General features: G+C 40.0%; 11 protein-coding genes. 2 read left to right on the top strand and 9 right to left on the bottom strand.

Annotated features, from left to right (window positions below; all coding sequences use genetic code 11):
• Positions 1-213 precede the first annotated feature (213 nt).
• The 3 genes from Q0976_RS14700 to Q0976_RS14690 form a co-directional block, all read right to left on the bottom strand.
• Positions 214-768 carry a hypothetical protein gene (locus Q0976_RS14700; RefSeq protein ID WP_299494617.1) on the bottom strand — a complete coding sequence of 185 codons (555 nt, stop codon included), beginning with the start codon at positions 766-768 and terminating at the stop codon, positions 214-216.
• Positions 765-1,145, bottom strand: coding sequence for a hypothetical protein (locus Q0976_RS14695; protein ID WP_299494616.1), 381 nt, complete (start codon positions 1,143-1,145; stop codon positions 765-767). The genes Q0976_RS14700 and Q0976_RS14695 overlap by 4 nt, the downstream gene beginning before the upstream one ends.
• Positions 1,146-2,207: 1,062 nt before the next feature.
• The gene (locus Q0976_RS14690) at positions 2,208-2,696 is read right to left on the bottom strand and encodes a glycine zipper 2TM domain-containing protein (RefSeq protein ID WP_299494615.1); all 489 of its coding nucleotides are present in this window, start codon (positions 2,694-2,696) and stop codon (positions 2,208-2,210) included.
• Between the two features lie 296 nt (positions 2,697-2,992).
• Between Q0976_RS14690 and Q0976_RS14685 the strand changes: the two genes are divergently transcribed.
• Together Q0976_RS14685 and Q0976_RS14680 are read left to right on the top strand one after the other, a co-directional pair.
• Positions 2,993-3,178 carry a hypothetical protein gene (locus tag Q0976_RS14685; RefSeq protein WP_299494614.1) on the top strand — a complete coding sequence of 62 codons (186 nt, stop codon included), beginning with the start codon at positions 2,993-2,995 and terminating at the stop codon, positions 3,176-3,178.
• A 63-nt stretch (positions 3,179-3,241) separates the two neighbouring features.
• Positions 3,242-3,502 (top strand): hypothetical protein, encoded by a 261-nt coding sequence (locus tag Q0976_RS14680; RefSeq protein ID WP_299494613.1) that lies wholly within the window; start codon positions 3,242-3,244, stop codon positions 3,500-3,502.
• Between the two features lie 245 nt (positions 3,503-3,747).
• On the opposite strand, the gene Q0976_RS14675 is transcribed toward Q0976_RS14680, so the two are convergent.
• The 6 genes from Q0976_RS14675 to Q0976_RS14650 form a co-directional block, all read right to left on the bottom strand.
• Complete coding sequence (locus Q0976_RS14675) at positions 3,748-4,782, bottom strand: hypothetical protein (RefSeq protein ID WP_299494612.1); 1,035 nt, start codon at positions 4,780-4,782, stop codon at positions 3,748-3,750.
• A gap of 24 nt (positions 4,783-4,806) precedes the next feature.
• Positions 4,807-6,387 carry a DUF3131 domain-containing protein gene (locus Q0976_RS14670; protein WP_299494611.1) on the bottom strand — a complete coding sequence of 527 codons (1,581 nt, stop codon included), beginning with the start codon at positions 6,385-6,387 and terminating at the stop codon, positions 4,807-4,809.
• A gap of 24 nt (positions 6,388-6,411) precedes the next feature.
• Positions 6,412-7,683, bottom strand: a complete 1,272-nt coding sequence (locus Q0976_RS14665) for a glycosyltransferase (protein ID WP_299494610.1) — start codon at positions 7,681-7,683, stop codon at positions 6,412-6,414.
• A gap of 96 nt (positions 7,684-7,779) precedes the next feature.
• Positions 7,780-9,171: a hypothetical protein gene (locus Q0976_RS14660; RefSeq protein WP_299494609.1), complete on the bottom strand. Its 1,392-nt coding sequence runs from the start codon at positions 9,169-9,171 to the stop codon at positions 7,780-7,782.
• Entirely contained in the window at positions 9,168-10,559 is a 1,392-nt protein-coding gene (locus tag Q0976_RS14655; protein ID WP_299494608.1) for a DUF3131 domain-containing protein, read from the bottom strand. Before Q0976_RS14655 ends, Q0976_RS14660 begins: the two co-directional genes overlap by 4 nt.
• 25 nt (positions 10,560-10,584) lie before the next feature.
• Positions 10,585-12,015, bottom strand: coding sequence for a DUF3131 domain-containing protein (locus tag Q0976_RS14650; RefSeq protein WP_299494607.1), 1,431 nt, complete (start codon positions 12,013-12,015; stop codon positions 10,585-10,587).
• Positions 12,016-12,018 lie beyond the last annotated feature (3 nt).

Genomic DNA, 12,018 nt, shown 5'->3' with positions numbered 1-12,018 from the left:
TAAATAATACCTTCTTACAATGACTACCATGTTGAATTTATTATTCGATATTATTTAGGATTGTTATTAGCCGATATAATTATAATGTACAGCAGAGATTTATTTGAGCTTGGGTTAATTTAATATTAAATTGTCCCAGCTTACAAAGCTTTCTGGAAAATAATTTAAATTTTTATCCTATTAACTGTATAACGCATAAATAAAATCTAACCCTTAATTAAAAAACTGCATCTTCAAGTGCCGATTTAATTGCGACTCTAATTCATAGGCATAAACTAATAACTTATCTAGCCTCAATTTCCAATGCCTGTCCCAACTACTGGAAGAGATATTGGCAATTTCGGCACGGCGACGCTGACTAAACGTCCCTAAACCGCTACCATGACATTTTCCACACTCATTAGCGACACCTCGACCTTTTTGAGCTTGAATGATGTGCCCTCTCCCTTTACATTTATTGCAGCGTACTCCATAAACCCCTTCAAGCATCATCAACCTAGCGAGTCCTTCTGTCTCATTAATGCCTTGACTCCATCGCTCAATTTTTACTTTCTCTTTAATAATTTCATTAAAATAATCCATCAGTTTATAGGTGGCGATATTATCACTGCAATATTTCGCTAAGCCAAAATTACATGCCGCTTCCGATAGGTTCCCAAAACTGAGCGCAGCGGCAACATCACTCGAACTGATTTCAGGAACGCCACCACGAACAATATCTAACGCAACACTGCGAGGCGTCATCTTATTCAATAACCGAATACTCATGCAGCCCCCACTATTTTTCTAACCGTTTCAGGAAGAATATAAAATTGATCTGCAATCATTTTATGATCCACTCCTCGCAGCTTATTTAACCGCTTAATCTCACCAATATCTTCCTCCTTTAAATTAAGTTCATTCTGATTAAAAAAAACTTTCACATACAAACTACGACTTGGCTCATCGTTTTTTTCACTTTTTCCTGCCGTTATCTCCCCATGCTCGACATATTGAACAAATTGGCGACAAGCCAGCTTATCTTGCTTACATCTAACCTCTTGATTACAGTAATCACATGGACTGTTGCCAATGTTCAATGCACAAGCCATCCAATCAAAACGCCGAACTGCTGGTTGAGGTACCACATTACCAAGAATATTCATTTAATCGTCCTTAAAGTTAATAAGTGTTTTAATTCAATCAGTAAGATTAATTAGATTACTGACCAGATAAAATTTACCTTAATTTTTTATCTTTAAAATACCGCGTTATACACTCCGTCTTATTTGTATTCTATAAAGGCCGAATTGTACTAGTGGCGGCGAAGGAATGAATAAAAATACGCCAGAATAACCGTGTGAATAAATTGCAACTTCCATGTGTCACAATCTAGTCAAGACATAATCTATAGAGATTAATACATCACAAATACTGGAAATATAAGCTAGCCAATCAATTATGTAAGATCGGTTAAAATCCGACCTTAATAATGTGATTCTTAATAATTGATAACAGTAGATATCAAGAGCCTATTTTGTTGATCTTTATGATTGTCATTGCCAATGATCATATTTGTCATTAGCTGGATAAACAAATTAGGTATAAGCCATATCATTTGTCTTTGTTGTGTTCTGTTAGATTAAGATCTCTTTACCTGAATAAACGGCTGACGATACAGTATAAGCCTGCTTCGTTAGACTGTACTGGTCAACCCGAATTGGACACTTTTTGGCTAATATGTTGAAATGACTTTTGCTTGGTTAACGGTTTAATGTTGACGCTTTGAAGAAACGATTTATTCATCTTTTTGGTTTGATAAACGGGCATCTCATCCCCTTTTCTTTAGTGAGAGACGTTAATGGATAATTATTTAACGATTAATAAATGGGCATATTCGGCATTAAAATAAAAGAAACAACTTATTGGAGTAGCGACTCACGCTTATGATAACGATAACGAATACAATAATAAAACAAGCACACTGGCACACTCCCCCCTCTCATGAAGTTTACCAAATATTTGCATATGAACGAGCAGCAACGCTTCTGTCTCACTGTCAAAAATAAAAGCCCAATTCTTGTTTTAAAGCACATATTTCCTTTATCTACTGCCGACATCGAACGAGTCCGTCACTGCCCAACACTAAAACGTTCACTTCTCATTGCTCAGCGCTTGATATCATTCAGCACGACCTTATCACCTACAGACTCAAACACATTTCGATATTACCTCGGGACCACTCTGCCCGTACTACCAGACATATTCACTTGTACTTTCTCACCAACGCTAAATATCATATCTGGATTAGCTTCTTGAACAATTGAAATGACATTGCCATTATCCAAACGGATTGTTAAGTTCACACCATTGCGTTCTCCTAACGCATTGGCGGTTTTTCCTCCCGCGTAGCCCCCCAACAGCCCGCCACCAATTGCCGCTAAAGTGGATCCTGTGCCTCCACCTATGGTTGAGCCTAATACTCCCCCCACAGCAGCCCCAGCCACTGTACCAACAATATTTGTACCTGATGACGCATCGATGTTAACCGGCTCCGTTTTTATAATGGTACCGTAATACACTTGCTGAACAGTACGTGTATCAGCAGAGCCATAAGAATTACCATAAGGGTTTGGCGTATTAGTACAGCCTGTCAATAAGAGGAATGATAAGATCATTAATAAGGTACATGAAATGCCTAATCTACATTTTATCATGATACAAACTCCGCAAATTATCGTTCAAATACAAGTATAGATAGGAAATAGTGACTCGGTGTTTTTTCAACAGGCCCTAGCGCCCTTAAATTAAGTCAAGTGAATGACGGCTGTTGAGTTAAGCCAAATCCAAAGAGATACCCACAAAAACATCACTCAACCTCACTTGAACTACGCCTGATCTGTATTACACTTTATATTTCATCCTTAAGATTACTCACTTATACCGATGTGAAATCAAAGTATGAATATCACTTGGGATCAATATAAGATTCGTTTATTAAATAGGTTTATTAATGGAAGATGCTAAAAACGGCAAAATTATTGAGATTATTTGTCCGAATAAATTGAAATTGACCCCAACGGGGATCCAAATGAATGCTTATGACTTAAGCAATAATAATGCTCAGTATAACCGCTTTATTTGCCCTTTATGCAGTGAAGAGCATGACTGGAATGTACATGATGTTGTTGTTTTTTAAATGGCACACTTTTAAGTATATGGCGAATAGAGCTTATTGCTTAGCTTATAGGAAACATGCCAAATGGATATGGATAACATTACATTCTGGATGATTTTCTATCTGATCATATTGATTATATCTGCGTTTATTGGCCACTTAAAAGGCAACACCATAGCAGGTTTTTTATTAGGTTATGTACTGGGACCCATTGGACTTGTGTTGATCTTATGCAGTAAAAATCGTCGTACTATTGAATGCCATGCTTGTCATGAAAAAATTCATAAACATTCTTATATTTGCCCTCATTGCCAAACAAAAGTCCAGCATAAACTGCTTAATTAACCTAAACTCGGGATAATGAGTGTCAAAGAGCATTGGTAACCTATTTAAAGTCAACAGGTTATAATCATACCGGTTATTCTTTATTGTTTAACTTGGCTAAATACCGCTATTTTTGTCTATATCAAGACGGGATTTCGTGTCTAATAGTGGGCTATTAGTAGAAAACACAACATAGATGGGGGCTAAAATAGCGCTATTAAGCGGCGCTGCTTATCCCGAGTTCAGGTTAATTAATTCAATAGTCCCTAAAAGGTAAAAGAATAACTGATGCTTATCGAACCATCGATGAAACGGCCAGTGTCTTCGCCTCGTTCACTACTATTCCAGCGGTTACCCGAGTAATTATTGTACTGCACCGTTATAGTACCAGGACGCCAATCAAAATAACCAAAACCATAGGTATAATCAGGGTTCCATGGCTGTTTTTGCGAACTGTCTAAATAATAAAATGCCGTCCCATTGACATACCAGTTACCGATAATAGCATATTTACACCCTAAACTGATGGTCTGCTGTCCGGTGTGGTATTCACTTGATGCTAAATCAAAAAACTCAGGAGTATAGTTATAATCCAGTTGACACCCTATTGCCCCTTCGTCGGTGAAAGATAGCCAATCTATCCAAGGTTCACCCACAGGGAACTTCCAGCCCAACGACCAAGTGCCTTGACCAAACTCAGTACTTTTCTGCCCAGGTTCTGGGGAAAAGCGATTTCCCCCATAATTTGAGTACAACAAGCTAAAAGTATAGGGTCGCCAATCACTGTAACCAAAAACATAGGTATAATCTGGATTCCACGATTGTTGTAGATCGGCATCAAAATAATAATAGGCTGTTGCTGAAATAAACCAATTCCCCAAAATCGAATATTTAAGGGATAACGTTGCGGTCTTATTTTGATTACTTGGCCCAGACGTCGCCCCCGCGGGCAAGACTTCTGGAGTATCAGCCAATGGGTAACCTAGACTGATATTACCACTCCACCTCTTATACCAAGGAGTGTCTGCATCCCAAGTAAAAAAAGGTAATGCAAACGAGCTACTCACCCCTTGCCAAATCTCATCAAGCTGGGTTGGATCGCTCGCAATATTCTCACTGCTCTCGCCCACTGATAACGGTGAACTTTGTGGTTTAGGCGCATGCTTAGCCATTTGGGTTTGATGATTATTGGCCAAACTGTCAGTGGCATAAAATAAGCCTATTGTGCTTAACCCAATTGACATCGAGGTTGCCCACCAATACTGCCATCGCACCTTCTTCCCCCCTTCCTTTGTCATCATCTTGTTATCGCCACTATCATTATTTCACAATAAAGATCTGCTGCCCAAACTCAAAATGGGGGTATAATTCCTAGACTTAAACCATAAACTGACTAAAATTAACGCATTAGTATTAATATTATATGCAATATTTGCCTTTCCATCAGAAAAGATCCCTGTCGGCACATGTTGATGCTTCAAACTGTGCTTGATGACTTGCTCTGCTAATAACTTGGCATAATCATCATCAAAGAGCACACTCATCGCAAAGGCTGCTTTATTACTGAAGATTTGCGTATTCGCTTTCGGTACGGATTGACCTGATGAAGACACACTCCACCAAGCATAACCTTGATAGAAAATATTATTATACAAAAACCAAGGTTTTCGATTAAGGGAATCTTCAGCATACACTTTTAACTGCTCGAAACGTTGATAATGCTGTTTATGCAACTGATATAACGTACTTAACTGAAACCAGCACGCCTGAGTAAACCCCACTTCAATGGCATAGAGTAGATAAGGGTCAAGGGTAAAAAAAGGTAGATTTCGTTCATCAATTAATAAACTATGCCCTTCAACTTGTACTTCACCTAATTCATCACAATCATACGCACTGTCCACATTTAGCCCGGCAAGTTGATAACCTTTCGCTGCATACTGTAAATAACCCAGCCTCCCCTCTTGGCGGAAATGCTCACCTTTAGCTGTAAACTTGATGCCAAACAAGGTTTCATCTTTAACTGCATAGCTTAATTGCCATTTATTCGTGACTTTATCTACCTGCTGCACCAACAAAGGTTTTTGTTGCTTTATAATCGCCAGCCAAATATACAGTCTGCCGAGATCTAATGCTGACCAACCATTACCATGACGACTGGAACGACTATAGGGCCCAGATGGCTCCCCAGTGACTGTATTGTATTGCCGATTTGGTAATTTATCGTCATACAATGGCATATTCATTAATGTCGATAATAGCTTCTCAAGTCTTATTTGCGTGAGTGCATTGTCTGTAACCCCAAGCGCATCTAGGGCTAAAATACCACTGATGGCACTGCCTACATCCCACATGGTCGTTTGAGTATAACCATTAACAGAGTCAATAAAACCAGTCTTATCATTCCAGTTATCATTCATAAAGCGCTGCGCTTTACTGAGCAAAAGCTTTTCTGATCGGCTTAAAGGGATCACCTTCATTGGCTCATTCGCTACTTGTTTTTCCTTAAAAGCAGGCTGGTTATCGGCAGGAACCGCTTTTTTATCACCAATAGGAATAACGGCACGGCGTTGAAAATGGATCCTTGGCTTATTGTCAGCGCTGGTATTAGTCGCGGCTTGTTGAGCAATCTTGATTTGAGGTTCATTAACCACATAAAGAGTGCCTAACATTCCTTCTCGCAGTTGGTATTCAAGCATTTCTATCACTGCTATAGGATGTGGTAAATAGGGCAGTGTTTCTTTGGAAGAAGGGGAGTAAATCGGTTTGATGCTTCGCGTTAACCCCGATGGAGTTTGGGGAGAGAGGGGTTCTGGGTTGTGCAAGACTTCATTGGCCAAGGCGATAAAAGTCATAAAGGCCATTATAATACCGAATATTCCTCCCACTTTGCGTGCTATCGGCATAGTTGGCCTTTTTATTGATAAGGTTTATTGCAATCTAACTTGTCCAGCCTTCACCTGCGTTAACCATTTGGATAATGACTGAGGTGACATCAAGCCCTGTTGTCCTAACTCTTTATCGGGCACTTCAGTCAACTCAGGCGGTAATAAATCGATGATTTGCTCAAGGTCTTTGACTGTTTTTACATGTTTATCAATCACTTCAGCCATAGCGGTATCATGTTCAACCTCTCGTGCTCTCAGGGCTTTAACTAATCCTGTTAATAAAATCAGCCAAGTGCTCATCGGGCCTTGCACAACAGATGCTGACTCTGCCGCGGAATCAATAAACGCAAAAGGAATGGTTTCAATCACGAGTTGTTCCTTCATTGAGGCTAAAATCCAATCAGTATCAAAAGAGAAATCAAACACAGTCGGGGCAGTCAAAATCGTGGCTAACGCATTACGACTAAATAATTTGAACGCCGCTTGCGTATCATGGATCCCTTTTGAGAAGATTTCACTTCCCACCATACGTTGCATATGCCTTAGGGTTTTAATACCCACCCCCCAACGCTCTTCTTGTTTCACCAAAATGGATTCAGTGTGTTTGCGATTGCCTAATACGACTTGCACATTCCTCTCTATAAAGGGCTCTAAAATCAACCCCAGTTGCCCAAGATGTACAGAATTGTCCGCATCAGTATAAATGATCGCATCCATTTGTTGCTCAAGTGCTTTTAAACAACCATAAATAATCGCTCCCCCTTTACTAGACTCATCAGGTGAAGCTAAATTCGCTAAAGGCCCTTTATGCTGGGCCACCCCATCTTTTAAATGCAATACACTGACATGCTCACCTTCATCATGACTGTCCACAATATCTTTTGCGATATCATAACTCTTATAGGGACAACCATCATCAACAGGATAAAGGGACCAATTCACCATTGAATCTTGGCATACCCATTTTAATTGCCGTATTTTAGCGTTTAATGAATCTTCTCCATTGGGATTATGTTCACTCTTCTCACACAGACGATTTTGCTCGCCCCACATGGCATAAACAATCCCAACATTAATCGGTCTACTGATATTTAATATATACCGTCGTGAGCAGACTAATTTAGCCGCTAATTGAAATTCAAGTGGACTGCTAGGTTTTAAAGACATTGTGATCAATTGCGAAGATGAAATGTCATTTAACTCCAATAAGGCATCCGCTAATAAGAGTAAATGATCTTGATGACTCGATTCCGTTAAATCAAAATGTTGATTGGCATGATTAACCAGTGTCTCTAATCTTGACGCACTACTCATAATGAATCCCTTCATATTATTAACAACTCAACGATGATTGCTTTTCATGATTCATAATCCCAATGATCACCAATCAACGCACATCCTATATTAAGGCTAGTAATGACGACTCAAATTGCAAGCCTCACGCCTATTTCTTCTCCCTATTGATTGATAAAATCCATCATGCTTCTCGGGCTCAACAACCAATGTGTCACTCAATAGCTTACTGGATAAGGTATTGACTTTTAGTCGCGTCGCAGATTGATTCACCCACACCGCATTCAGCGTAGCGTTATTGGTTCGCTGATTTACTTTTATGTTATTCACTGCTAACAGCCCCTTTGGCTTAATGCGTTTAGGAAGCGCGTTCACTTTAGTCTGTCGCCAATTATTCTCAGCTAAAGGCCGAGTTAATTTTTCAGCGCCATTTATCGCTGCCGAATTGTCTTCTGCTGGCTTATTGGGCAATTCATTTTCCTCCGCCTGAGCTGCAGGTTTATCCTCTGCGTCATGTTTTATATCCAGCTCAGAAGCACTTGGACTGGATGAGTGGCGCTTTTGTCTCGATTCGTACTGCTGCTCTTCAATGATAGACAAATTACCTCTCACCATCGGGCTGGGGGCTGTTGAGGGTTGAATATGTCCTTGAGCCGCCGAAGATAGTGCTGAATCACTTCCATTTATGACCGTTTCTTTACCCTCTATGCTACTGTCATCATTATGTTCCTCTTTATTCGAATCATCCGTTAGGTTTTTTTCTGGATCTAATTGATTCTTTGAAGACACATCATCTGTTTGTGTCACTGTCGGCGCGCCAATAAAGGACTGAGTTTGAGAGAAATTCGCATCAAATCCTGACAGTTTCTTTTGCTGCCCATTACTTTTTTCTTGATGCGTGGGGCGAGCTCGGTTAGTTTGTCTCACATTCGATGCAGCTTGATTTGTTTGACTCGGCTCAGTATATTTGTTGAGACCCAGTTTAGGAGCTGTAAATGCAAAAAAGTCGAGCTTATCATCCCAGACTTGTAATACAGACAGTTCTTTTTCTAAAGACTCATCAAGCCCACCAGTTACATCATTGACCTGTAATACTACCGATAATTGAGTATTAGCCGTTTCTAATCGTTGATGTAAATGCGCCTGCACTTGTTGCCAATTAGTCCCACCCGTTAATAAATAACGCGTGCTGTCAGCCCAATATTGATAAGCAATAGGATCGTTATTTTTGTCCGCAGCAATGCTGGCTAAGGCTGCTGCTAGTCCAGCTGATTGCCACATAGTCTGCTGATCGAGTCCATTGCGATTAGCCAACAACAGTATACTGAGTTTATCCCAATGCTCAGCCACCTGTTTATAACGCCCTTTGGACAATAAATAATTTGTTTTAGTATAAGGAGTCAGATCCAACTCTTTAGTCACAGCTAATACCGCACTGTGCCATGAGGCGCTCAACAAAAGTATCATCAACGTCAAAAATGTTAAGCCCACTCTTATCATAGTGTTCATCGAAACGTCTCCACTAAACACTTACCAGGATGATAAAAACGCGAATCAAACTGGACATCACGGTATTCTTTCTCTTCATTAGCTTGGTACAGCTTTCCATTGACCTTATAAAGCAACGCTTCTAACACACCCGCATTGGTTTTTAATGTAATGATTTTTTCATAACGACTAGAGGCTTCATAACGTCCTTCGTACCAACCTCTTTGAGGGTTATATAGTTCTCTCACTAAGGTCATTAAACGATCCGTATAATTGGTTTTCCAAAGCACCCACATTTGAAAAGCAACTCGTGTTGACACTAATGCCAGATGATCATGACTGCTACCATCTTCCGCCACAGTAATCCATGGTGTGCCCAATGCATAAATTGCGTCATAAACAAAATAAGGTTCGCCAGACACCACATGTTCCCCTCGAGCGGTATAGACTCTTTCTACATCCCAGCGACTTTCTTGCACTTGATAGATGGAATCTGCCATGGCAGCTAAAATCTCATTACTATGATTGGCATCAAATGAGCTATTATCGTCAATATCATCCCAATTAAACTCCAAGCCAAACCACAAAAATGGCGTGGGGAAAACGGGCCTAAGGACATCATAATGGCGGGGATCTCGACCATCAAAAAGCAAATCAATCCCATTAATGGTGGTCACTTGATAAGGCTCTAACGCAAGGGATTTTCCGGGGATAATTTGCCAATCCATATAACCATAAGCCGCATATTCTTCAATACCTAAGCGTCCTTCTTTATAAGTAGTCACTTGACCGTTATTAATATCCCCGCCATATAATTCACCTTTTTTGGATACTAATTCACAAAAATTCCAACGTAACACCGCTTTGTCGATATATTCAGTAAATTCAGGATTACGTTGTTTGGTAAAAGCCAGCGCAATCAATAACCGACCCGCATCAATCGCTGACCAGCCAATTTCTGCGGGTTGATTGCCATAATCCACCATTTGCCCTGTTATTGTTGAATAAACTTTATTGGGTACGCTATAAGCCACTAGGGGCATTGTCACGAGGAAATTAATTGCCAACGTCAACCTTTCATCATGTTCTTTAGTAGTAATTAATTCAAACTGACGACCGGCTTCTAAGGCAAATAAATAATCAGCAAATGAAGATAAATCCATATTGGGATAATTATCAATGGAGTTCACTAAGCCTGTGGCCAGTTGTGTATTATTTTCAACATAAGTCCAAGCAATTTGTGCCCATTGTAATTCTTGCTCTGTGAGTGGGCCATAGCGCCCTTGTCTTATCCACTGAGATTCATTGACGCCTGTCACCCCCGACTGGACACCTTGATATAGAGCGCCGCATGCCGATATTGTTAATACGACAATCAATAAACAAACCTGATAAATAATCCGTTTCAATGCTTAATTCCTCAATATCAATATGTTATTGAGGGCTAACGGCATCAAGGTTTGCTAAGGTTTTCGCTTTTTGATTATTCCGAGGTAAACATTGTCCTTCGTGCCCAAATTGGGTTTCTAGCGCCTTATCCCATAAACTTGGCGCAATATCATCTCGGTAAGTTAAAATTTTACCTTGGGTTTTATACAATAGAATCTCTAATAAAATGCCATTATTATTGGAAGTGAAAGTATCAATCAATCCTTTACCATTTTCGTAAATCCCTTCATAAAAACCTTTTTCTTCGTTGTAAGTATGACTCACATGATCAAATAATAAATCCGTATATTCTGTATCCCACAGCACCCACATGCCCATCGCCCCTTTAATGGCAACAGCTGAAAATTGCGGTAAATATTCGCCCACCTCTGAAATGGTATTCCATGCAAATCCATCGGTATAAATCGTATCGTATACAAAGTATGGCGGACCGGCGAGTTGATGCTCTGTTCGAGCCGTTATAATCCCTGTTTCACGGTAACGCGCTTCTTGAACACGATAGATTTGAATGGCAAATTCAGCCATCCATTCATGGGAATAATGACTGTCATGTGGGCTACGATCGGAGGTGACATCCCAACCTAATTCAATCCCATCCAGCACATAGCTTTCTGTTACAACATAACTGTGAGCTTTTAACTTTCGAGGATCCCGCGTATCATAAGGCACATCATAACCAAACATATTAATGGTACCGTAAGGCTCCGGCAGCAATGCTTGATCAGTATTGAATCCCCATAATTCAAATCCTTTTGCCGCATATTCTTCATAGCCTAAACGCCCTTCTTGTAAATACTGAACCTCTTTGCCTTTTTCAAGTAACGCCCCAAACATGGTGCCATTCTCATCAACCACATTGCAAAAGTTCCACCTCAACACGGCTGAATCAATGGCCGTCGCATATTCAGGAAAACGTTGCTTTATGATGTATAACCAAATCATTAAACGGCCTAAGTCCAATGCTGAATAACCGATTTCCCCTGGTTGGTTAGCGTAATCCACTTTCGCTGCGGTTTGTGTGTTGTACACTTTATTAGGTAATTCGCCTCGAAATAAATCAATGGTATTTAATGTGGCGACAAACTTAGTAAAACGGCTATTGAATTCGGCTTTATCAATAATACCAAACTCATAAACACTAACCATACCCGCTAAATAAGACGCCGCATCCCACCAAGTAACCGAAGGGTAATTATTCACAGCATTTACAAGTCCAGTTGATTCTTGGTAATTATTTTCAAAATATTTCCAAGCAATTTTGGCCATTTCTAACTCATGTTCAGTTAACGGGCCCGAACGAGGAACGGGGGTTGTCCAATGGCTTTCACGCTCAACCACATCGCTTGAAAAACCTTGATAACTATTGCCACAAGCTGTCATGAGTATAAGAAATAAACAAGTCAAAAAAACACGCATATG

Source organism: uncultured Shewanella sp., assembly GCF_947501665.1.
Lineage (GTDB): Bacteria > Pseudomonadota > Gammaproteobacteria > Enterobacterales > Shewanellaceae > Shewanella.
This window is presented reverse-complemented; position numbering and strand designations above follow the sequence as displayed.